Here is a 23,076-nt window from a genome sequence, read left to right as displayed (position 1 = left end):
ACTATCACTCGTCGCCGTAAGTTCGTTCCATGGAACAGCACAAGGTCGCACGAGAGCAGCAGATTGCCGTATTCGGAGAGAGCGGAAGCGGCAAGACGGTGCTTTTGTCCTCCTTTTACGGATTAGCGGTAGAGCAGCTACTCTCCGGCACGGAACAGTTTGACGTTCTCGCAGTCGATAGCGCCCAAGGTCGCCGTTTGCATCAGAACTACCTCGGTATGAAAAACTCAGCCGCGCTACCGATGACAAGTAGGTTCTCTGCCACTTCGTACGCGTTTTCGATCAAACGTAAACCGGGAGCGGCTGCCAGGGTCAGGAGGAACGTCCCCGAGGAACTGCGCCTTGTGTGGCACGACTACCCCGGTGACTGGTTCGAAGAGGAGCCGAGCGAGCCGGAAGAAGCGAAGCGGCGGATCAACACATTCCAAGCTCTGCTAAGTTCCGATGTCGCGCTCGTGTTGGTAGATGGCCAGAAGCTTCTCGACAACGCGGGCGAAGAGGAGCGGTACCTCAAGCATCTTTTGACCGGCTTCAGCACTCAGCTGCTCAAGCTGCGTGACAACCTTCTGCAAGATGGCAAACCACTGGTGACCTTCCCGCGGATCTGGCTGATGGCGCTTTCGAAGGCGGATCTTCTGCCGGAAATGGATGTGATCGATTTCCGGGACCTGCTCGTAGAAAAAGCCGGAGCAGAGCTGAATAAACTGCAAGGGGTGATTGCAACGTTCGTGGAGGTTCCTGAGGCGTTGTCTGTGGGGGACGATTTTGTGCTGCTCTCCTCTGCCCAGTTCGAGCCGGGGAAAATTGAGGTGACCAAGCGTGTGGGGTTGGACTTGATCCTGCCGATTGCGGCGATGCTTCCCTTCTCTCGGTTCGTGCGCTGGGCCCTCGCAATGCGAAAAGGCGCAAAGGTGGCCGAGCATTTGCTGCGTAACGCCAAACCGGTGGCCGATTTCATTGGCAACGATAGACTGCGCCCTCTCCTAGCACGACTTCCTGGCCCGATCAACAACGTTGTGGCCTTGGTAGGCCCTTTCCTTATGCAGACCGTGCTCGATCTCGTGGGGAACAGAGTGCTGGACATGCATGAGGAGGCGAAAGCAAGACACGATTTCCTCGCCGAAACGTTGACCGGTTTCCAACTGGAGCTGGACCGCGGTGATGGTGAGAAGGTCCTACTGCGGAGCCGCGCGTGACCTCCGATGGTAGTTCCGCCCAGCCTGAGATTGCCTTAATTTGGGCTACTCGCGGGAAGAACTGGGGCTTCCGGTTCCTGCGCACTGGAGGTCGGTCTAACCCGCTTGAAGTTTATGAAGCCGCGTTTTCTGGAGTCGAGGACACCCCGGAGGCCTTCCAAGGAATCGCAGATACAGTTGCATTTCGATTTCTAGATCCGGAGGAACGTCGCGATTCAGCAGGCAGGGTGATCCCCCACGAATTTGTGCTTTTTCCTCCACTGTCTGCCAAAGTCAGCTCCGTAGAAGACGGATTCCATCTGGTCTGGCCCCTTGTGAAGGATGACTTCGCCCGTGATTGGGAGCAACCCCAACCGCGCACCAACGGTTCTTAACCACCAGGATGGTCACTGCGGCCTGACCAGCCAGGAATATAGTTCCATGCCGATGCGAGTCCCGATTTATCGGCGCGTTGGACCCTGCTCCGAACTGAAGCCTGGCGGATTGACTTACTCTTCCACCCGCACCCACAACCGTGACGGCCTCCCCCGCGTCCCATCGGACGTCTGCCCGGTCCCGGCCAGCTTCGGCTCCATAAACCGCCGGAAGGTGTCGCGCATCAGCGGCGCGCCTGCCACCACCTCGTGCAGCTCCCGCAGCTCCTTCAGCGTGAACGGCTCGTCCAGCAGCGCGCCAGGATCCGGCGCCTCCGCGTAAACAGCCCGCAGCCATTCCACCGCCTTCACCACGATGTCGGCGTGCCCATAGGGCAGTTGGACGATCAGCTCAGGTTCCCTGTCCATGGAAGCCAGCCGGACGCCGTCGGACCTCAACGCCTCCTCCAATTCCGCCACCGGGACCACGTCCACATGCGCCACCGACAGCACCCAGCCGCGGTCATCGCGGCTCGGCTCGTCGAACACCTGCAGCTGCCGCGGCACGCGCCCCGAGATCCCGGCCTTCTCCCGCAGGCACCGCAGCACCGCATCCGCCAGGGTCTCGCGCTCCCGCAGGAACGTCCCCGGCAGCGCCCACTTTCCGTGCTGGTGGTCCTCGGCGCGGCGCACCAGCAGCACGCACACGCTCCCCTCAGCAACAGTCAGCACCGCGGTATCCACCGCCACCGACGGGCGCGGATAGTCGAGCAGGGACGCGCCTGGACGGTTCTTGGAATCCTTCACATCATTATTTATCGCAGTATTGCGCTAAAGAAGCAACATATGCATACTGGAGTCAATTAGCGCAGAAATGCGATAAATCTCCAGGAGGTCACCATGAAAGTTCCACAGCTTCACGTCGGCGCCGGCACCAGCCTCGGCCCGCTCAGCATCTTCCCCGTCTGGACCTCCGCCCCCGGAAGCCTCGGCATCAGCACCGGCGCCCACGCCAGCGTCGCCGTCACCGAACTGGCCAGCGGCGCCCAGGTGTCCCGCCTCACCGTCACCAACAACGGCCCCAACCCGGCACTGCTGCTGGAAGGCGAGCTGCTCGAAGGCGGCCAGCAGCACCGAACCTGCGCCCGCGACGTCGTCCTCGGCACGGGTGAGACACGCGACATCGACACCTTCTGCGTCGAAGCCGGCCGCTGGGAAGAAGGCCAGAGCAGCCACCGCCGCCAGGCACGCCGTGCCCCGCTCAACGTCCGGGCCGAGCTGACCGGCGCCGGCAGCGGGCGCGGAAGCAACCGGCAGGACCGAATCTGGGAACGGGTCAACCGCTTCGACAATGCCCGGGGTGCCTCCGCCACCAGCTCACTGCTTCAGCACCTGGACTGGTTCGCGGACGACAAGGAGGACCGGAACCGCTTCGACCCCGCCGATGCCCCGCAACCCCTCGAGGGCCAGCGCGGCGTGGTGATCGGGCTCGGGCACCAGCCGCTGCTCCTGGAAGTCTTCGGCACCAGCACGCTGTTCCGCCGCCACTACCGGCAGCTGGTCGAGGCGGTACTGCTGGATCTGGAACTCCTGCCGCCCCAGGCGCTGGCGTCGGGCCCGATGTCCGGCCAGCGGGCCCGCGACTTTGCCGCCCAGGTTCAGGCGATGGAGTTTGGAATGTTCGACGACGGCCCGGCAGCTTTGGAGGTCCGGGACCACGGCTCCCTCCGCAGCCGCAACGTCTCCCGCAGCGCGGGACGGATAACCGCCGCCGGAATCGCCGTCGCGCTCCCCCAGCGCCGCCCGCAACTGGCGCACCTCACCGGCTGGAACACACAACACCCCCTGATGGATATGGCATGAACCTGAACCCCCTGCAGAATGACCGTGCCGCCGGCGTCCTGGTCGCTCTGGCTGCCGGCGACGCCCTCGGTGCCGGCTACGAGTTCGGTGCCCCGCTGCCGGACGGGACCGAAGTCAGCATGAAAGGCGGGGGCCCTTTCGGGTTCGCGCCGGCCGAGTGGACGGACGACACCTCCATGGCCATCCCCATAGCCGAAGCTCTGCTGGAGCAGCCGTCCGACGGCGGGGCCTCCTCCCCGGCGGCGCTCACCATGATTGTCCGGTCCTGGGCTGCATGGGCGGCCGAGGCGAAGGACGTGGGCGCGCAGACCAGCAGCCTCATCGCGGCCGCGCGCCGGCTCGCTTCCGCGGGCGGCCCTGAAGTTACAGCTGCCGACTTCACCGCCGCGGCAGCCGACTTCCACACCCGCACCGGCAGGAGTGCCGGGAACGGTTCCCTGATGCGGACGGCGCCACTAGCCTTGGCCTACCTCCGCCGGGATCCCGCGGAACTTCTGGCTGCCGCCGGAACTCTCAGCGCACTGACCCACGCGGATCCCGACGCGCAGGAGGCCTGCGGGCTGTGGTGTCTTGCGGTCCGTCACGCCGTCCTCACCGGGCAGCTCGATGTGCGGGCCGGCCTGCCGCTGCTTTCCTCCGAACGGGCGGCGTTGTGGCTGAAGCGCATCGAGGCGGCGGAGCGGTCACGTCCCCGCGACTTCGTCCGCAACGGGTGGGTGGTTGAGGCGTTCCAGGGCGCATGGAGTGCGATCCACTACGCCGGCCGGACGGCGTCAGGACCTGCCCACCTCCGGGCTTCCCTTGAGGAAGCGGTGCGTGGCGGCCGGGACACCGATACTGTCGCGGCCATCGCCGGCGGGCTGCTCGGCGCAGCGTACGGCTACACCGCGGTGCCCTTCGAGTGGCGGCAGCGCCTGCACGGCTGGCCGGGTCTGCGTGCCCGCGACCTGATGATGCTGGGCATGGAGCTTGGCCGAGGCGAGGGCAGCCGGTCCACCTCCTGGCCGCGCGCCGAACGGCACGACTACAGCATGTGGGGCCGCACGGATGCGCTGGTCCGGCACCCGCACGACGAGGGCGTGTGGCTCGGTGGGGTCGGCTCGCTTCAGCGGGTGGCTGAGCTGGGAATTGACGCCGTAGTGTCGCTCTGCCGGCTGGGCACGCTGGATGTGCCGGGCGTAGCTCCTGAAGACCACGCGACGTTTTGGGTCGTCGACTCCCCTGTTGAAGGCGACAACGCGCATGTGGCCTTTGTCCTTCGGGAGGCGGCCGCCGCCGTCGAACGTTACCGGGCGGAGGGCAAGACGGTGTTGCTGCATTGTGTTCTGGCTGAGTCCAGGACGCCCACTGTGGCTGCCTTATACGGTGCCCGCGTTGCTCGGATTTCTCTGCTGGAGGCGCTGGAGGATGTGCGGCGGGCACTGCCCAACGCGCGGCCAAATCCTCTCTTCATGCAGGTGCTGATTGATGCCGAAACCACCTCCGGTCCGGCAGCCGGCGGTGCCACGGGCGCAGGTGCCCACTAATGTCCGATGCTGCTGATAGGAATATGACCATGACAACAACTCCTGAACTCAGCCGGGAGCAGCGCGACGCTGCAATGGTTGAGCGCTACGCCGACGGTGAGACGCTGGACGCCATAGGCCAGAGCTTCGGCATTACCCGTGAGCGGGTCCGGCAGATCATCGCCAAAGTGGGCGGCACGAACGCCGAGGAATCCCGCAAAAAAAGGGCCGCCGATCGAGAAGCTCTCGTTCAGGACAGTTACAGAGCCTTCCTCGTTAGTTATGAGGAACTCGCCCGGCATATGGCACGCCGTGGGTGCACCCGTGTAGACGCTATCAACAGGCTTGAAAGTCTCTATCCGGGCATCAATAGAGAACTCGCTGAAGACGCACTTAGGTCCTCCGACATCGTCTTTGACTCCAGCCAAACGGACGATATCTTCTCTAAGGAAGCGGTAGCTGCCGGCATCTGGTACTTGCTGGGTTCTGATTTGGGCCTCCCCCCGGATAGGGAGTGGGCCGCTGTACATCTTGAACTGTCCCTGATTTCCGAGCTCCGTGGCGCGCTTGAAGCAGCAGAAGTGACACCAGATGATGTGGCCACCATCCTCGGGGTCATCGGAGCGGCGCAGAAGCACGTCGAAGAAAACCCGTCTGCCAGCATCACGGCGCAGCGCTATCACCGGCTGCGTGGGGAGCTGATCCCCGCCCTGGGCTTGGTCTCTCGCAAAGGTTCGAACGCTTGGCCACCAACGGGCCAAACCTTGATGAAGCGCTTCGGAAGCTGGAATGACGCGCTTGAAGCCATGGGAATTGGAACCACAAAACAGGGCCGGCCGAAGGGTCTGGTCAAATTCAAGCGCGAAGATTATGACAATGCTGTTCGAGACTATTGCTCGGCTGCACGGGCAGCCAATACGAAGGCGACGAACGCGGGATATGACGCCTGGGCAAGGGCAGAGCGCGCTGAGGGCCGAGAAAGACCATCCATAGCCGCGGTACGAGGAATCTACGGCTCGTGGTCGAACGCCGTCCGTTCGATACAGGAGTAGGCGTTTGGAGGAGGGGGCCGTAATGCGTGAACAGTCGCTCACACCTGGGATCAAAATGCCGCCGGCTTACGTGCTTGAGCCAGAAGCATTGTTGGAGGCCTACCGAAGGGGTGATCCACTTCGGGCAATGGCGGAGAACTTCGAGGGCACGGCAGATGACATCTGTCAGGCGCTCGTCAAGCGGTCCACCACGTCCAGAGGCGAGCTTGAACGGTACCGATCAGTTCGGCGAAGGACCCAGGCAACCATGGACTCCATGTGGACTAACCGGGAATTGATTACAAGGTTGGACGACTCGGGCATTGAATCCTCCGAAATACCGGTGATTCTCGACGCTCTCGGAAAAAGTATCGACGTCCAAGTGGCAGCTGAACTTTTGCATCTTCCAGGCATCCCCAGTGAGGAGCCCGGCCTGGAGAATTCCCCGCGGCGAGTTGGTGACAAACTGAGCCTGCTCTACGTGATGGGGAAGCATCACGGAATCGCACCGGACTATCCCTTGGCCTTGGGAAAGATGTCGCTTGAGGCTATCGGCGAGCTGCGCGAGTTGTTTCACCCAACCGTCCCCTACCTCCGTACGGCGGAGGTTTTGGCGGTTGTTGAGCCCACGGCGCTGGCTATTCGGACGGGAAAGATCACAACCTTGTCCTGTGCTGCTTATGAAGATGCGGCGGAGAAAGCCCGCCGCGACTTGGGGCATGTCAGTGGCGAAAAGAGTAACCCGTGGCCCGTTCCGGCGCCCCAGCTCATTCGGCGGTATGGCCAGGGGTTTTGGGAGGACGCTCTGAGTTCTCTGGGCTTGGGGCTACTCTCCGCCGACCACAGGTTCAGCGAAGATGACTATTTCCAAGCTCTCGACGACTTCACCGAGGAGTGCATCGACTTCGAGTACCCGACGGACATCAACGTTTATGACCGGTGGGTTTTTGCGGAGATGTCGATCCGCCAGGATCGCCCCTCCGCTCTGGAGTTGATCGCCCACTATGGCAGCTGGGACGAAGCGATCGAAGCTGTACTGCCACAGGAACAAGAATGCGACGAAGAGCCGGACACCCACCATTTCTACTGGGGCTTTCCATTTGGATTTGAGGATGAAAGCTTGGCGATCAACGAAGCGGAATCCCGACGTGAGGCCGAGGAGTGGCACCAAGCAGGCGAACTCATCGGTCAGCTCCTAGCAAAGATGCCATGGAACAGCTTCCTGCGCGTCGAATACGACGGAGATGAGGAGGTCACGACCAGGCCCTATGCCCAAGCAACACCAAGTGCCGACGGTGTGTGGTGCGAGATCGTCTCAGAGCAATATCTGTCCGCGGCCGAGTGGCCTATAGACACGCGCTACTTCGAGAAAAACGGCTGGTCAGCACCGAATGAGGCGGCTCCAAACTGGTTCAAGGAACGGGTTTCACTGGGTGAGGCAGGACACGCAGTCGTGCGGGGCCTAAGGCACGGGCGGCGCTGTCAGGACGCAAAAAGACTGCGCTGGAGCACAGGTGAGTTTCCCTCCGGCCCAGGCCCTGACGGCGGCGTGACAATAGACCGAGCGCTGGAGGGCGAAGTTCAAACGTTGCGAAATGCGAGCTGAGCTAGAAGGACCCGGAGAACCATCTCCGCGGCGGCTATTGCACCTCGGCCTTCTCGAGCGTCACGGCAGGAAGGCCAGGTGCGGGAAAATACAACGCCGCCTCGTCGGAACCGGGAATAGGAGTGGACGAGCCGAGCTGTAGCTGTGCGGCGCTGTTCCAAAGCGCTCGATGCGCAGAAATTGTTGCCAATGTAGCTGCACTGCCGATTACCAGGGTGACGTTAGTTTGACTGGCGGTCTTGGCAAGGAAATCGAGCAGGGTTTCCACCGCCTTGGCTGCCTCCAGGACTTCCGGCAGGTTTGTACTGTCTCCGGTGAGGGCATCAAGGTCGTCAATGAAGATCGCCAGGGGAAGTGCCAAGTCGACCGGTATTCGAACATCTCTTACATTCGTGGTGTTCAACGTGCGGCAGGCATCGATGCGAGGAAACACCCGATCGCACACGAGCCGCAGGAGTTCACGCGCCTGCACCACTCCGGTAGCGAGCCTTCCTCGGTGGTGTCGCCAATTGGCACTGAGAGCTGAATCTGGGACCGCCGTAGCAACCCAAGTATGCACTCCGGACTCCTGAGCAACCTGAGCCATTCCTGCAATCACTCGTGATCTGGCGGACCATGAACCGCCGCAAACCACCAGGTTTTGTGCCCACGCTGTCGAGAAATTGGCCCCGCCAATCCCGATCGGCAGCTCCAAAAGACCATCTTCCAAGGATCTGCCATCCGACCCTATAAAGGGGCTGAAATAGGTTGACTGGGATCCCGCAGTGCTTTCATAAATGGCCGTTCCCTCAGGGATGAAGGCATCCCGCAGGTCACCGAGCATATATTGATCGGTATTCGTCTGGCCGCGACTGCCGAACTGAATACGATGGGCACCATTGGATTCGCCCACCAAAAGCTTGTCTACATCCAAGTCGCGGCCGGCCAGTACCAAGGACGCTCCCCCTTGTGGGGGGCGAGCGATTAGCCTGTCGAGCTTTTCGGCAAGCAGTGATGAGTATTGATGGGCCTCAGCATGGAGAAACTCAGCGCCATTGACGATGACCGTTGTACCTCGAGGATCCTCATGCATTCCCCCAAAGATCTCCCCGACCTTCATACAGGCTTCCCCCATCGATCTGGAAAGTGTCCTCATGCCTTCCAGCATCCAGCTGTAGTCACCTTCGACGAGGTCGATGACGTGTGTCGCACTCGTACGGCAAAACTGACTGACGAGCTCGTCGAGGTACGTCTTCCCCCTCGTAACTGGCCCATCCCCGCGGATCAGTAGAACACCTCCGCCTGCTGGCCAACGTCCAGCCGCGTCAAGGAGGTGGAGACGACGGCCGTCAGGCATCGTCCCGAGCACTATCGGAAGGTTATTCATGGGCAAGGCTCCGATCGGTGGTGAGGACTGGAAGAAAGTGTATTGCCCAAGAACCGACACTGAGTCACAACGTTTGTCCGCCCGTTATTCATAATGCTTCCAAGGCCTCGCGAAGATGCCTCGAGTAGCTTTGCAGCGAACCAAAAGGGCAGATGGGTATGAAGTCTTTGATACGGGGCAGGACAAACTGTTCTTCCAGCACCAACGGCTGAATGCAAAGCAAGTCGAACAAGTCTTGGCCGGGCTTCGTCCGCTCCAACCCGCTTCGCAGTTGGGGTAGCGGCCTGAGGTGCATCGACGCTTTCAAGAGTCATCAGATCCGTATTCCTGAATGTGCCTCAGGCGGCCGGGGGAAGCACCAGTTCAAGACACTTTTGAGCCGCGATCCGTCCAGAACAAATAATCTCGGACAGTGCTGATACAAATATGATCTGAAACATCTTCTGAACTCAGCGAGGAGCAACCCCACGCTGCGGTGGCCGGAGCCTAAGACCGTGCGCGTGCAAATGCGCAGCAGTGGAAAGATTGATACCAGTGATGGAAATGCTCAGCGGAGCCAGCGTAGACACGTTCAGGAATCTCGTATTGTCCGCTGCCGTGATTGTCGGCTTCCTGTTTCTACTCGGAAGCCGTGTGTCCACTCCCCTGACAGTCACCGCCAGGCTTGTCACCGCCGCCACCGCAGGTACCGCGGCCTTTGCCGCGGCCAATCTCGCGGTTGTCTTCTATATCCTTGCGCACCTCATGGATCCGCGCTGGTCCGTCGGGAGAGATGCAACGCTTCAGAGCCCTGAACTGTCTGCAGGACCCTTCTTCCAGCCGGTCACCGAAACCTTGAACGACATCCTGGACGGCCTGACGGGCAACTTAAACAATGTCATTGCCCTGAAGAACGCGTTCCTCACCATGCCGGAATTTATCATCGCCGCGGGTTGGGCATCCTTCGCACTGGTGGGCTTTGCGATCGCGAATCGCATTCTTTCCTCAATTATCGAAAAGGACCAGATGAAGCAGATCGACCGGAACACGCGGGATCTGGCTGATATTCGTGCCCAATTCGGGCTGGCCCCCTTTCATGACACCAGAGTCGGGGCACGATGAGGTGCATTCCGGACGACCCGGAATTTGGCGAAGGTTTTCACGCCGAGAAGGCCGTCTGGGAGGCGCTGAAAAGTAGCCTGCCCGATGACTGCGTTCTGGCCCACTCCGTTCAAATTCGTGAAGGCCGCAGCGAGCATGAGATAGACCTGCTGGTCCTTTGGCCCACTGTGGGCATGGCTGCGATTGAGGTCAAGGGCGGCCAAGTCAGCATCAATGACGGGCAGTGGTACCTGTCGGACCGGAGCCAGAAGCGCAAGATCCAGAGCCCAGTAGCGCAGTCACAGAGCTCACTGCATGCCCTTAAAAACTGGTTAGAGGACCAGCTCGGCTCCCGTATCAGCAGCCGCAGCGTCTACATGGTGAGCCTGCCCTACACCGATGTACCGAGGGACTGGACCATGGCCGGGTGCCCGCGGTCGCTGATCCTCGACCAGACAGACAGCAAGTCGCCCGCCGATCTCGTCCGCCAGGCTATCGAAAACGAAGGTGGCGGTGCCGCCCCTCTGGCACCGGTCTTCCTCGAGCGAATCGTCCGCAAGCTGGGCGGGAACCTGGACACCGCCGTCGCGCCTTCCACCACGTCCCAGGAGGACGAGGCAGCCCAGGACCACCTCACGGAGCGCCAGTCCGTGCTGCTGCAGGCAACCCGCTCACTCCCCCGGATCCGCTTCACAGGCGGCGCGGGAAGCGGAAAGACGTGGCTCGCCGTCGAAAAGGCCAAGCTGCTCAGCAAGCAGGGAAAGCGCGTGGGTCTGTTCTGCTACAACAAGGGCCTTGGGCAGTACCTTCAGGACCGGGTGGCGACGTGGCGCCAGGCGAAGCCGGTGTTCACGGGCGAGTTCCACGAGTACGTGCGCGGGCTGGGCGTGCCCGACGGCAAGGGGCAAGACTACTTCGACGTCGAAATGCCCCGCCTCCTCAAGGAACTAGCTGTAGTTCCCACGGACGTTGTGAACAGCGTGGCGTGATGTAAAGGGCGAGGGCCTCCGGTATCGATTTGGGTTACCACACTCATCTCGATGCCAGGAGGCCCTCGTGTCCTACGTTACCCATGCCAACGCCGACCTCACACCCAAAGCCAGGGGAAAGCTCGCCTGTTTGGTCATCGAGCAGGGATGGACGCTCCGCCGGGCAGCTGACCGGTTCCAGTGCTCGCCAGCGACGGCCAAGAAATGGGTGGACCGGTACCGGGCCCGGGGTGAGGACGGAATGGTTGACGTATCGTCCCGACCACGGCGCAGTCCCCGCCGGACTCCCGCACGCACGGAGCGGCGGATTCTGGCGCTGCGTTTCAATCGGCGATGGGGTCCCCATCGGATCGCGGCCCACCTTCACCTGGCCCGCTCAACCGTCGGCAAGGTCCTGGTCAGGTACCGGATGCCGCGGCTAGCCTGCCTTGACCAGGGAACCGGCCTGCCCGTCCGAAAGCTCGCACCGCAGCGCTATGAACACGACAAACCCGGGGACCTCGTCCACGTCGACATCAAGAAGCTCGGCCGCATACCGACCGGAGGCGGGCACCGCACCCTTGGACGGGCCAGAGGTAAGCGCAACCGCCACGCCGGCGTCGGGTACGCCTACCTGCACCATGCGGTTGATGATCACTCACGACTTGCCTATTCAGAGATCCTCGACAACGAGAAAAAGGAAACCGCTGCCGCGTTCTGGCTCCGCTCCGCAGCGTTCTTCGCGGCCCACGGCATCACCATCAAAGCCGTCCTCACCGACAACGGAGCCTGCTACCGCTCCAAAGCCTTCGCAGCCGCCCTGGGCCCACAGGTCAAGCACCGGCGAACCCGCCCTTACCGGCCGCAGACCAACGGCAAGGTAGAACGCTTCAACCGGACCCTTGCCACCGAATGGGCCTACGCCAGACCCTACATATCAGAAGCCGAACGCGCCGCTTCCTACCCCGACTGGCTACACGCTTACAATCACCACAGAACCCATACCGGCATCGGAGGCAAAACCCCCATCAGCCGCGTTCACAACCTCCATGGGAATTACAACTAGCGGCTGAAATGGACCCGCGGGACCGGTTGGACGCCGTGGTGGTCGATGAAGCACAGGACTTCGCCCCTCTTTGGTGGGATGCGCTGCTCGCGTGCACCACGGATCCCTCCGCGGGCGAGGTGTACGCCTTCATGGATGACCGTCAGGACGTCTACCAGCGTTGGGGAGGCGCGACGGCGGATCTCACCAGCGGTCCGATGGCCACGCTGGTGCCCATCCACATCGACGACAACCTCCGCAACACCCGCAAGATCGCCGAGTCCTTCCGGCCTTTTGCGGGCGAGCACTTCACCCCGCGGGGCAGCACGGGACTGCCCGTACGGTTTGTGGACTGCCCCACGGAGGACGCGCTCGACGTCGCGGGCGACTGTGTCGAGGCACTGATTGAGGAAGGCTGGGCCAACAACCAGATCGCGCTCCTCACCACCAAGGACCGGCACCCCATCCACCTGGACTATTTCGAGCGGGACGCCACCGAGGAATACTGGCGGGAATTCCACGCTAACGAAGCCGAGTTCTACGGCCATGTCCTGGGCTTCAAGGGCCTGGAACGGTCTGTGGTTGTTCTGTGCGTCAACGGCTTCAAGGACATGGGCCGGGCTCCGGAGCAGCTGTACGTCGGGCTGTCCCGGGCGCGGAGCCTGCTGGTGGTTGTGGGTGATTCCGGGCTGCTGGAGGAGGCAGGCGGGCGGGAACTCAAGCTCGCGCTGGCGCGCACGCAGGCGTGGAAGCCGGTGCTTGCAAGCGGGTAGTGGCGGCGCTCACTTATATTGTCGGTGCCTCCGCATAGTCTTCAGGCACCAGATCAGAACCGTCCAGTGGGGGATGAAATGCCAGAACTAGCCGACGCCGGGTCCCACCCGGTCGCGACGCTTCCGCAGGTTCCCGTCCCGGCCTCGCCCGCACCGGTGCCTGCCTCCTACGACTACACCTTCCTGTATCCCTGGCAGCAGGAAGCGCTGAAGGCGTGGCACTCGAACGCCCGCCGCGGCGTCGTGGAAGCCGTCACCGGTTCCGGTAAGACACGCGTGGGGATCGCCGCGGCTTTCGAAGCAGTCCGGCAGGGCATCAAGGTCCTGATCCTGGTACCAACAGCGGAGCTTCAGCGCCAATGGCTGGTGTCCCTGCGCCGCGACCTGCCCGCTGCGCGGCGTGGCGCCCTTGGCGATGGCCGTTCCGATTCCCTTGATGACGTCGACATCCTCGTGGCCATCGTTCATTCGGCGTCCAACCGGGAAACACTGCGTTCGCACAAGGCCGGCCTGATTATCGCCGACGAGTGTCACCGTTACGCGGCACCAATGTTCACCGGCGCCCTGCAGGAAGGGTATGCCTGGCGCCTTGGGCTGACAGCCACGTTCGAAAGGGCGGACGGCGAGCACGAGAACCTCCTGACGCCTTACTTCGGCGGCGTCATCTACAACCTCTGGTACGACCGGGCACTGAAAGACCAGGTCATTGCGCCCTTCGACATCGCCCTTGTTGGCGTTGACCTTGTGCCCTCGGAGCAGGCGGACTACGACGAGTTCTCAACTGTGATGGTGGAGGCGGCACGGAATCTTGAGTCCTACGCTGGCATTCCGCGGCGGCCGTTCCCGCAGTTCATTGCCGCTGTGGCTGCTCTCGCCGCCTCTGATTCGCCCAGCCGGGAAGCAACGATTGCGCGGAAGTACATGCGTGCCATGTCCTCGCGGCTCACCCTGCTTGCTGAGGCCAAGACGAAATACCTGGCGCTGGCAGCCCTGAAGGAGACTGTCGACCAATCCCGCGGGACGCTGGTGTTCACCCAGACCCAGGAGTCAGCGCGGCGGGCGCAGGAGCTGTATACGTCCCTCGGGTCTTCGGCATCGGCCGTGTTCAGCGGGATGGCCAAGGACGACCGGCGGCAGGGCATGGAAGACTTCCGTACCGGCGCATCGCAGATTCTGGCCGCGCCGCGGCTCCTCGATGAGGGCATCGACGTGCCTGAGGCCGACCTCGGGATCATCGTTGCCGCCAACCGCAGCCAGCGGCAGATGGTGCAGCGCCTTGGCCGTGTCATCCGAAAGAAGGCCGACGGACGGCCGGGCCGGCTGGTTGTCCTCTACTCCAAGGGCACGGTGGAAGACCCGAACGTCCAGGGCGAGGAATTCCTCGGCAAGGTGCTGCCTTTCGCACGTAACGTTGGCTTCTTCGACATCAAGTCGGACCTTGACGGGTTGCAGGAGTTCCTCCGCCAGGCCGAACCTGAGGAGGCTTCGGAGCCCGAGCATGGTGAGCCGACAGCGGGTTCGCCCGGTCACAGCGCCGGACCGGAGAGCGGCAGCGCGCCCGAGCCTGTGGGGGAACCTTCGGTGGAGTACGACGGCGAAAGCGCACCGACGTCGTTCGATCTTGAGGATTCCGGCCGGGTCGAAGAACTTCAGGGGCTCGAGGGCTTCAGCGACGACGGCGTATCGGACTACCTGCAGCGCGCAGGCCGCGCGGATCTGCTGACAGCCGAGCAGGAAGTGGAGCTCGCCAAGGACATCGAGGCCGGCCTTTACGCTGCGCACCTGCTGGCTGACGGTACTCCGCGCGGGCGCCGTGAAGCTCGGGAACTCCGCACAATTGCCTCGCTCGGCGAGCGCGCCGCGGACGCCTTGCTCGAGGCGAACCTCCGGCTGGTCATTTCCATCGCCAAGAAATACGTGTATCAGGGCATGGACCTGCTGGACCTGATCCAGGAAGGGAACATCGGCCTCCACCGGGCAGTCTGCAAGTTCGACTACACCCTGGGCAACAAGTTCTCCACGTACGCTACGTGGTGGATCCGGCAGGCCGTCACTCGGGCATTGGCCGACCAGGCCCGGGTCATCCGGCTCCCGGTCCATATGGTGGAGCAGATCAATAAAGTGAAGACGATCCAACGCGATGCGTTCCGGAAGGGCCTCGAGTACAGCCTTGAGGAACTCGGCAAGCTCACTGATCAGTCGGCTGAAAAAGTGGAGCATCTTCTTTCACTGGACCAGCCTGTGCGTTCGCTGGACTACCTTGCACCGGACGGCAGGGGCGGCCTGGAGCCGTTGGCGGACCAGCTCCTCGATCCCTGGCACGTGGATGTTCTTGAGCAGATCGCGAAGGAACAGCTGAAGGAACAAGTTCATGCAGTCCTGGACACGCTGACTGAACGGGAGGCCGGCGTCATTGCAATGCGCTTCGGCCTGGACGACGGCGAGGAAAAGACTCTCGATGCCATCGGCAAGGTCTACGGCGTCACGCGAGAGCGTATCCGCCAGATCGAGTCGAAGACCATGGCTCTGCTCAGAGAACCAGAACGATCCCAGTCCCTTCGCGAGTACAACTATGGTGGTGTTGCATGACCTGCACGATTTTCCCTTCGGTGAGTGTCGCTCTGGCCGAGCTGGAAGTAATGATCAGCGATGCCCAGGCCGCCGATCCGCTGGCTCCAGTTACTATCTTGGTCCCTTCCCATGCCGCGGGCCTGGACGTGACCCGTTACCTGGGCAGGACGCTCAACGGGGGTGCTGGGAGTGTAGGGGTCAGGGCGTTCACACTCAAGGACCTTGCAACCGAACTGATCGCCGACGACGGCGCTGTGAACGGGCGACGTCCCCTTCTCCCCGTCCTCCGGCTCGGAGCCGTGAGCCGGGTCCTGCTGGACGAGCCAGGGCTTTTCAAGGATGTCGCCGACCAGCCTTCGACCGCCCGCGCTATCGCCAGGACAGCGGAGCTCCTCGACGCGGTTCCGGCTCCCGCCGATCCGGAGCTCCCCGAGCTGATGCAGGAAGTGCTGCGGCTTCACGGCGCCTCAAAGGAGGCTCTTCGCTGGCAGTGGTACACGGACCATGATGCTTTTACCCTTGCCTCCAAGAAGCTCGGGACCAAGTCCGTGACGCAGCGGCTCGGCACCATCATCGGCTTCATGCTCGGTACGGAAAAACGTCCCGCCGAGGCACTCTTCAGAGCGAGCCTCGAAGCGGCTGGAATGCAGCATCTTGCAGCGGCCGGCTCGGCTGAGAACGGTGTAAAACTTCTGACAGCGTCCGATGCCGACGATGAAGCCCGCGCGGTGGTGCGCCTCGTCGTCGAGCGGCTTTCAACAGGCACCCCGGGCCACCGTATCGGAATCTTCCACTCGGCCGCCCAGCCCTACGCCGCGCTGCTCACCCAGCGCCTCAGCCAGGCGGGAGTCACTTTCGTCGGTCCATCAGCCCACCGGCTCATGGACTCGCCACTGGCCCGTGGCCTCCTTCAACTGCTGAAGCTGGACCCGCAGGATCTCGACGCACGCATCATCCTGAACATCCATGCGGAAGGTGCCTTCTCCTGGCGTGAGCAGAAGCTGCCCACCAGCGCAGCATGTGAAAGGTTCTATGCAAATCCACCCGCCGAAGAGGATTATGCAGGAGCAGAAACGTCCGCCCACGCGGACTACCTCGAGAAGTTCCGTATATTCCAGTCCTTCAAGGAGGCCCTTGCGGCACGTCTAGGCCAGGTCCATGCTGCTGCCACATGGAGTGACGCGTCCGCCTCGCTGATATCACTTCTTGAGGACTTCATGGGCCCCAGAGGCGCCGGCGAACCTCCGGAGAAAAGCGCTGCCCGCAACGCGCTAATCGAAGCCGCCTCGGATCTCCGGCATCTGGATCTTGTCGGCCCTTTGCCCCGCCCGGCACTCCTACAAAGCGCCCTGGAAGACGGCCTAGCTTCAAAAGGCCGCTGGACCGGGAAGAGCGGCACGGGTGTCGTCGTGGGCAGTTTTGCTGATGCGGTCGCCAGGGACCTTGATGTCGTCTTCCTCATGGGGGTTGCGGAAGGGCTTGCGCCAGCGCGGACAAGGGAGAACCCACTGCTGCCGGACAGCGCCCGTACCATGCTAGGCGGGAGTCTCCCCACGGTTGAAGAGCGTGCCGAGGCCCACAAGAAGCAGTTCTTTGCTGCCCTCGCTACAGGATCGGAACGGTTCATCACCAGCCCCCGCGGGGACCTGCGCGGCTCCGGGAGTTACGAATTGTCACGTTGGATCGACCGCAAGCCTGACCCCCAGGAACAACTGCGGTCCTTCGCCCACGGCATTGAGAACGGCGCACCCGCCTCCGATGCGTTGCCCCCAACAGCTCAGGAATGGCGGCTCCGTCGTATCCTCACCGCTGAGAAGGGCACCTCCGTATTGGAAGAGGACGAGGCGCTGCAGCGTGCGTTAGCTGCCACCCGGGACAGGCGGGATGGCATCTTCTCGAGGTTCAACGGCAACCTCGGTGCATATGCAGGGATCCTAGTGGACCCCGAAAAGCCGCTGTCCCCCACCCGACTTGAGGAATGGGTCACCAGCCCGTTCAGCTACTTCATGAAACACGTCCTGAAAGTCAGCATCTTGGAGGACGTGGCACTCGAAGTGCAGATCTCGCCGCAGCAACGGGGCATCCTGGTTCACCGAGTTCTTGAAGACTATGTTCGCAGCATCACGAAAGACGGCCTTCCGCCTTCATTGGACCGCCTTATGGAATTAGCGGACGCCGCTTTTGAGGACGTCGCAAACCCGGCATGGCTTAGCCACGTTTGGGAACGCAACCAGGCCATGCTGCGCCAAGACCTAAAGCGTGTGCTGGCGGACGACCAGGACAGGTTTGCCGCCGGCTGGAAGTATCTGGCTGAAGAGGCGAGCTTTGGGCCCGAGGACACGGACAGCCATCCGCCTGTTGAACTGACTCTCGACGACGGCACTACGGTTCGCTTCCGGGGAAAGGTGGACCGGATCGACCAACAGTCCAACGGCAGTGTCCGTGTGATCGACTACAAGACAGGCAAGGCCGACAAGTACAAACCGCTCCGGGACCACCCCACCGCGGAGGGCACCCGCTATCAGCTTCCGGTCTATGGCCTGTTTGCCCGGACACTCGCGGACTCTTCGTCCGACGTCGCGGCAGAGTACTGGTTCATCTCGAAGGCAGGTGCCTTCGCCAAAATCGGCTACACAGTGACTGACGAGGTCGTGGAGCAACTGCGCACAGATGTTGGCTTGATCATTTCTGCCCTGCGGAACGGAATCTTCCCGCCCCGGCCTGAGTCGGACCGATACGTCAACTTCACCACCATGATGGGCGCCCAAGAGCTCGGCCAGCAGTGGCTGAAGCTTCAAAACGCCCTCGAACTGCAGCCCTATGCCCAGCTCCTGAAGGCGGAGAAATGAACCCGGAACTCCTGGAACTCACAGACCAAACCGACCGAACACTGATCGAGCAGGAGCTCGAAGCAAACATCTTCGTCGAAGCGGGTGCAGGAAGCGGCAAGACGCATGAACTCGTCGAGCGTATCTGCGCGATGGTTGACGCCGGCGTCGAACTCAAGAGCGTGGCAGCCATCACCTTCACCGAAAAGGCAGCAGGTGAGCTGCGGGAACGGGTACGTCGGCGTCTGGCGGACGCCGGCCCCACAGACCTGCGCCAGCGGGCGCTCGACCAGCTGGACACGGCTCCCATCGGCACCATCCACTCTTTCGCGGCGCGCATCATCAGCGAACATCCTATCGAGGCTGGAGTCCCTCCCCTGATCACCGTGGTGGATGAATTGCGGTCCCAGATTGCGTTCACGCGGCGGTGGGAAGATGCCCGCCAGAAACTGTTCGCCGACGCGTCCTTGGACGACGCACTCCGTATACTCCTCGCCGTCGGCGTTTCGCTTGACCACCTGCAAAACGTTGCGGCAGACCTGGATGCCAACTGGGACCGGTTGGAAAGTCATCCTCCCCGCAGACGGCATATCCCGGCCGTAGATCTTGGTCCGCTTCTCCGCCAAACTTCAGACGTCCTCGCACGTGCCAACCATTGCACTGACCCTGCGGACAAGCTGCTGACCGCCTTCGAACACATTAAAAGCTGGCACGGTCGCCTCTCCGAGGCAGAATCCGGCGAACTGGGCCTCGTCCTCGAGCTGCTCAACGCTGTTCCGCAATCCGGCTTTAGTGGGGGGCAAAAGGGCAACTGGTCCATCAACGTCGCCGAGGTGCGAAGCTCCTGTAAAGATCTGGCCCAGCAGGCGATAGCCCTGCGCAACAGCTTTGTACAGCCCGCCGTTGAGACCGTTACCGCTGCCATGGCCGAGGTCCTTCTTCAAGCGGCTCGCGAACGCCAGCGGAGCGGCGAGCTTGAGTATCACGACCTTCTCGTTCACGCGCGGGACCTCCTCATCGGCAAGGACAAACAGGGCGTCCACGCTGCCCTGCATGATCGCTACCGCTGCATCATGCTGGACGAATTCCAGGACACGGACCCCATTCAGGCTGAACTGGCCACGCGGATAGCCGCCAGCGACGTCTGCGGGCCCGACGGCTGGGAGCATCTCAGCATACCTCCGGGCCGGCTGTTTACTGTCGGGGATCCGAAGCAGTCCATTTACCGATTCCGCAGGGCCGACATCGCCACCTACCTCGCGGCACAGCAGCGGTTCTCACACGACGCGGATTCCAGAATCGCTTCGCTCCAGACAAACTTCCGTTCCACCGGAAAGCTGCTTGAGTGGATCAACGGCACGTTCGGCGAGCTCATTACGGCCAACGGCACGGTTCAGCCGGAATACCAGGCCTTGGTGCCTGATCCCCGGCGTCCCGAATGGAGCGACGAACACGGCCCGGCAGTCTCAATCATTGGTCGCGGCGGTGCGCAGCCCGACGAAGCGGGAAAGGTTTCTGCCGATGCGATGCGCCGGCAGGAAGCCGCGGACGTTGCTGCAGCCATCAGAGTCGCGACCGGTACCGCGGGTCTTTCAGCTTGGCAGAAGCAGAGCAAGCGATCGGGTGACGGTTCTACAAGTTCGCCGGTTGAGCTGAAGGACATTTGTGTCCTGATCCCAACCCGGACGTCCCTCGCCGCTCTTGAGGATGCCCTCGACGACGCCGGCATTGAGTACCGGGCTGAGGCATCGTCTTTGGTTTACTCCACTCAGGAGGTTACCGACCTGCTGCTGGCGATGCGGGCCATCTCCAATACAGCGGATGAAGCCGCGCTGGTGCTTTGCCTGCGGTCGGCGATGTTTGGCTGTGGTGATGACGACCTGTTCGAGTGGAAGCAGGCCGGGGGCCACTGGAACCTGTTCTCCCCCGCACCCGACGCACTCAGAGACTCCAACGTGGCACACTCCCTTGGTTACCTTGCCGCCCTGTGCCGGGAGATTGAGGTGCTGACACCGGCAGAAATCATGGAGCGCTTTGCTACCGACCGCCGCATGCTGGAGGCGGCGGTCGATGCCCCCCGTTACCGGGACGTCTGGCGCCGGCTGCGCTTTGTAATAGACCAGGCCCGGGCATGGACGGAAGCCACGCACGGCGGACTGCGTGACTACCTGGTGTGGGCCGCCGTGCAGCAGGAGGAAAACTCACGGGTCAAAGAAGCCGTAGTGCCGGAAACGGACGTCCAGGCCGTCAGAATCATGACCATCCACGCTTCTAAAGGGCTCGAATTCCCCATGGTGATTCTCGCGGGCACGGGTTCCGGACCTAACAATCAAAAGGCTGCTGCTCTATGGGATCAGAACTCACAAGTACAAGTGCACTTCATTGGCGACATACGGTCCGCGGGGTACGGAGAAGCCGAGGCCATCGAGAAGCAATTCGACGACGCTGAGAGACGCCGTCTCCTCTATGTCGCCTGCACACGGGCGGAAAGCCACCTTGTCATTTCCCATTACGTGAATGCCAAGAACAGTCTCGGGCAATTGCTCAAGGATGCAGCCGATGCTGTTCCCGCGCCAGATCTCAGCATTCCAGAGGACATGCCACTTCATGCGACGTCGGCTCACGAAGTCCAGCCAGTCAAAGCGCTTGAAGAGTGGCAGCAGCAGCGCGATGTCTGGCAGAAGAATTCGGCCCTCGTATCGTCCACCTCCGTCACGGCAATTGCCAAAGGAGCGAACGGCTTTGCCGCGGCCGAGGTGGACGGGACCCCGCATTTTGTGAGCATTGATGAGGACGGCTCGCTGCCGACTTCGGCAGCGACAGGCGGGGAACATGGCAAGGAGTTCGGTACGGCCCTGCACCGCCTGCTTGAGCTGAATGACCTAAAAGAAAACGAGAACCTCGACGTTCTCGCTGAAAGGATTGCCAGTACGGCCGGACTGGCAGATCCCGCTGGCCTGGCTGAACGTGCCCGTTCTGCTCTACGCAGCACGCCTGTACAGCGCGCGGCTGACCGGGAGCACTGGCTTGAGCTTCCCGTGGTCACATCCAACAACGGAATGACCCTTGAGGGCATCATTGACCTCATGTACCGCGAGGACGACGGAACGCTGGTCATCGCGGACTTCAAGACTGACATCAGTGTCACGCAGGAGACCTTCGCGGCTTACTGGTACCAGCTGTCGACCTATGCAGGAATGGTGGAGAGCATCACCGGTCAAGAAGTGAGTGAACTAGTCTTGATCTTCTGCCGAACTGGGGATGCTGAAATCCGCCGTCAGGCACGGCACACGAAAGCAGAGATCGAATCATAGAGTGGCGGGTGCCGTCTACCACCAACGGTGGCGGCACTCGTCATTTTGGCAAGCCCACTTGGCAATGCCTCTTTCAACCTGACCGGTAGAAGGATAAAAGCGTTCTTCCTCCAAGATGACGCAGCCGGCAAATTCTGCCTTCGGGTACTGTTCCCTAGCGTCCGGCAGGACCATGCCGTAGATGATTCGCCAAGACTCGTACCCGCATACAGGGCACTCCGTTGTTGCAGCTCTCTTTGTCTTTCTCTCCTTAGTCATGCAAGCAACTTAGCCGCGGCAACAGACATTCCTCGAGTTACAAAAATCTCTTAGCCGCTAAGCGTTTTATGTAACCCAAACCTCCCCTTTGGCTGACTCACCGAAAATTGCAGCCAGCCGAGTGCGCTCCCGTCCGACAGCTTCAGTTTTCACTAAGCAACCCAATAATCTCGTCGTGGAGCCTAGGGTCGGCGGGTTCCAAGCCCTCGAGCACGTCATAGATACTCACAGTCGACTGACGGACTTCTTTGACGCCTGGCCGCGTAAGAAACAATCGCGAGTAGTCCGCCTGGCTCGAATCGACGGTCCGGGTCCAGCTCGGATCCCGTTCGTTGGCATGCCACGCAGACGGCCCGAACTTGAGCTGGAGCCGCGGCTGGCCGAAGTCGTTCGATTCTTCCTTCACGTCAATGTTGATGGTCCACTGGTATATCCCCGCGAGTCTGGCGTTGACTCCAAGGACAAACCCCTCGCCCCGAGTCGCGTTGAGTTGGCGTTTAAGGGGACCCTCGCTGAAGGCAATTAGGCGCCCCTTGGCTCGCTGGAGGAGGTCGCGGCCCTCGCCAAACCGTTCCTTCGCCTGCACCGCAAGATCATCAGCAAAGCGCTTGGCGGCTACATCCTGCGGCTGCTCCTGGTATCTGCCAATTTCCCCGGTATCACACATGGCAACAACGAAATTGAGCACTTCCTGATCACCCACGCGACCCCTTCCCCTAACGAACTTGCGGTGTAACTGCTCGATGAACGCATAGGCATCGGGATTCTTCCGTTGGTAAGCCCTGTCGCCAACAACATGTTCCAGCAGTCGCTCAGCTAACCTGCCATACGGGAGGACTGCGGCGTCCTCCCACCCCAAGGTCTGCAAGGACGCATCCTCATCGCGACACAAAAGAGCGACGACACCACGCTTGCCGTCCCTGACGCTGAACGCCAGATAACCGCTGTAACTGTGACCGTGACCGTCAGAGGTGAAGTAGTTCTCGATGACGACGACCGCATCTTCGCTCTCAAGGACAAGGTCGGCGATGTCCGCGCCGGCCCCGCCCACCGCGATATTCACCTCCTGACGCACCAAGTAGCTGCCATGCGGAAGGGGTTCGCTACCCACCAAGGCCAGGTTCAACTCGTCGATAAAGATTCGCAGAAAACGGTCGCCCAGATCGTGCGTCTGCTCAGTGTCCAATAACCATCTGAAAACATTCGAGATCTGCTTCTCGTGGAGTCCGTGGTGCATTACGTCAAAGACGTTGAAACCCAGCTTTAGGGACCTGCCAAGCACTGGCAGGAGCCCAGTTACCAAATCATCTGACACGACG

General features: G+C 61.8%; 15 protein-coding genes. 12 read left to right on the top strand and 3 right to left on the bottom strand.

Going from position 1 to position 23,076, the window contains the following annotated elements; translation table 11 throughout:
* Positions 1–29: 29 nt before the first annotated feature.
* Positions 30–1,196: a TRAFAC clade GTPase domain-containing protein gene (locus tag ACJJV6_RS13245; RefSeq protein WP_407709142.1), complete on the top strand. Its 1,167-nt coding sequence runs from the start codon at positions 30–32 to the stop codon at positions 1,194–1,196.
* Positions 1,197–1,684: 488 nt separating this feature from the next.
* Here ACJJV6_RS13245 and ACJJV6_RS13240 read toward each other — a convergent pair whose 3' ends face one another.
* On the bottom strand, positions 1,685–2,356 hold the full coding sequence (locus tag ACJJV6_RS13240; protein ID WP_407709141.1) for an NUDIX hydrolase: 672 nt from the start codon (positions 2,354–2,356) through the stop codon (positions 1,685–1,687).
* Between the two features lie 93 nt (positions 2,357–2,449).
* Here ACJJV6_RS13240 and ACJJV6_RS13235 point away from each other — a divergent pair, with 93 nt between their 5' ends.
* The 4 genes from ACJJV6_RS13235 to ACJJV6_RS13220 are packed head-to-tail and all read left to right on the top strand — an operon-like array spanning position 2,450 to position 7,554.
* Positions 2,450–3,412 carry an ARPP-1 family domain-containing protein gene (locus ACJJV6_RS13235; RefSeq protein ID WP_407709140.1) on the top strand — a complete coding sequence of 321 codons (963 nt, stop codon included), beginning with the start codon at positions 2,450–2,452 and terminating at the stop codon, positions 3,410–3,412.
* Complete coding sequence (locus ACJJV6_RS13230) at positions 3,409–4,938, top strand: ADP-ribosylglycohydrolase family protein (protein WP_407709139.1); 1,530 nt, start codon at positions 3,409–3,411, stop codon at positions 4,936–4,938. Before ACJJV6_RS13235 ends, ACJJV6_RS13230 begins: the two co-directional genes overlap by 4 nt.
* Positions 4,939–4,967: 29 nt before the next feature.
* Complete coding sequence (locus ACJJV6_RS13225) at positions 4,968–5,969, top strand: sigma factor-like helix-turn-helix DNA-binding protein (protein WP_407709138.1); 1,002 nt, start codon at positions 4,968–4,970, stop codon at positions 5,967–5,969.
* Between the two features lie 22 nt (positions 5,970–5,991).
* Positions 5,992–7,554 (top strand): TY-Chap domain-containing protein, encoded by a 1,563-nt coding sequence (locus tag ACJJV6_RS13220; protein WP_407709137.1) that lies wholly within the window; start codon positions 5,992–5,994, stop codon positions 7,552–7,554.
* 34 nt (positions 7,555–7,588) lie between these two features.
* Here ACJJV6_RS13220 and ACJJV6_RS13215 read toward each other — a convergent pair whose 3' ends face one another.
* Positions 7,589–8,653 carry a hypothetical protein gene (locus ACJJV6_RS13215; RefSeq protein WP_407709136.1) on the bottom strand — a complete coding sequence of 355 codons (1,065 nt, stop codon included), beginning with the start codon at positions 8,651–8,653 and terminating at the stop codon, positions 7,589–7,591.
* An 801-nt stretch (positions 8,654–9,454) separates the two neighbouring features.
* On the opposite strand from ACJJV6_RS13215, the gene ACJJV6_RS13210 reads away from it, so the two are divergent.
* From ACJJV6_RS13210 to ACJJV6_RS13180, 7 genes are all read left to right on the top strand, one after another.
* A complete protein-coding gene (locus tag ACJJV6_RS13210; protein WP_407709135.1) occupies positions 9,455–10,021 on the top strand; it encodes a hypothetical protein in 567 nt (188 codons plus the stop codon).
* Positions 10,018–10,989 (top strand): NERD domain-containing protein, encoded by a 972-nt coding sequence (locus tag ACJJV6_RS13205; RefSeq protein ID WP_407709134.1) that lies wholly within the window; start codon positions 10,018–10,020, stop codon positions 10,987–10,989. Before ACJJV6_RS13210 ends, ACJJV6_RS13205 begins: the two co-directional genes overlap by 4 nt.
* A gap of 67 nt (positions 10,990–11,056) precedes the next feature.
* Positions 11,057–12,034: an IS481 family transposase gene (locus tag ACJJV6_RS13200; protein WP_407709133.1), complete on the top strand. Its 978-nt coding sequence runs from the start codon at positions 11,057–11,059 to the stop codon at positions 12,032–12,034.
* An 8-nt stretch (positions 12,035–12,042) separates the two neighbouring features.
* Positions 12,043–12,786 (top strand): hypothetical protein, encoded by a 744-nt coding sequence (locus ACJJV6_RS13195; RefSeq protein WP_407709132.1) that lies wholly within the window; start codon positions 12,043–12,045, stop codon positions 12,784–12,786.
* Between the two features lie 78 nt (positions 12,787–12,864).
* Complete coding sequence (locus tag ACJJV6_RS13190; protein WP_407709131.1) at positions 12,865–15,375, top strand: sigma-70 family RNA polymerase sigma factor; 2,511 nt, start codon at positions 12,865–12,867, stop codon at positions 15,373–15,375.
* Between the two features lie 20 nt (positions 15,376–15,395).
* A complete protein-coding gene (locus ACJJV6_RS13185; protein ID WP_407709130.1) occupies positions 15,396–18,206 on the top strand; it encodes a PD-(D/E)XK nuclease family protein in 2,811 nt (936 codons plus the stop codon).
* Positions 18,203–21,499 (top strand): UvrD-helicase domain-containing protein, encoded by a 3,297-nt coding sequence (locus ACJJV6_RS13180; protein WP_407709129.1) that lies wholly within the window; start codon positions 18,203–18,205, stop codon positions 21,497–21,499. The genes ACJJV6_RS13185 and ACJJV6_RS13180 overlap by 4 nt, the downstream gene beginning before the upstream one ends.
* Before the next feature lie 400 nt (positions 21,500–21,899).
* On the opposite strand, the gene ACJJV6_RS13175 is transcribed toward ACJJV6_RS13180, so the two are convergent.
* Positions 21,900–23,072, bottom strand: a complete 1,173-nt coding sequence (locus ACJJV6_RS13175; RefSeq protein WP_407709128.1) for a PD-(D/E)XK nuclease family protein — start codon at positions 23,070–23,072, stop codon at positions 21,900–21,902.
* Between the last annotated feature and the right edge of the window lie 4 nt (positions 23,073–23,076).

Source organism: Arthrobacter nitrophenolicus (assembly GCF_045833485.1).
GTDB lineage: Bacteria > Actinomycetota > Actinomycetes > Actinomycetales > Micrococcaceae > Arthrobacter > Arthrobacter nitrophenolicus.
Note: the sequence above shows the minus strand (reverse complement) of the source record. Positions and strands in the feature narration are given on the sequence as shown.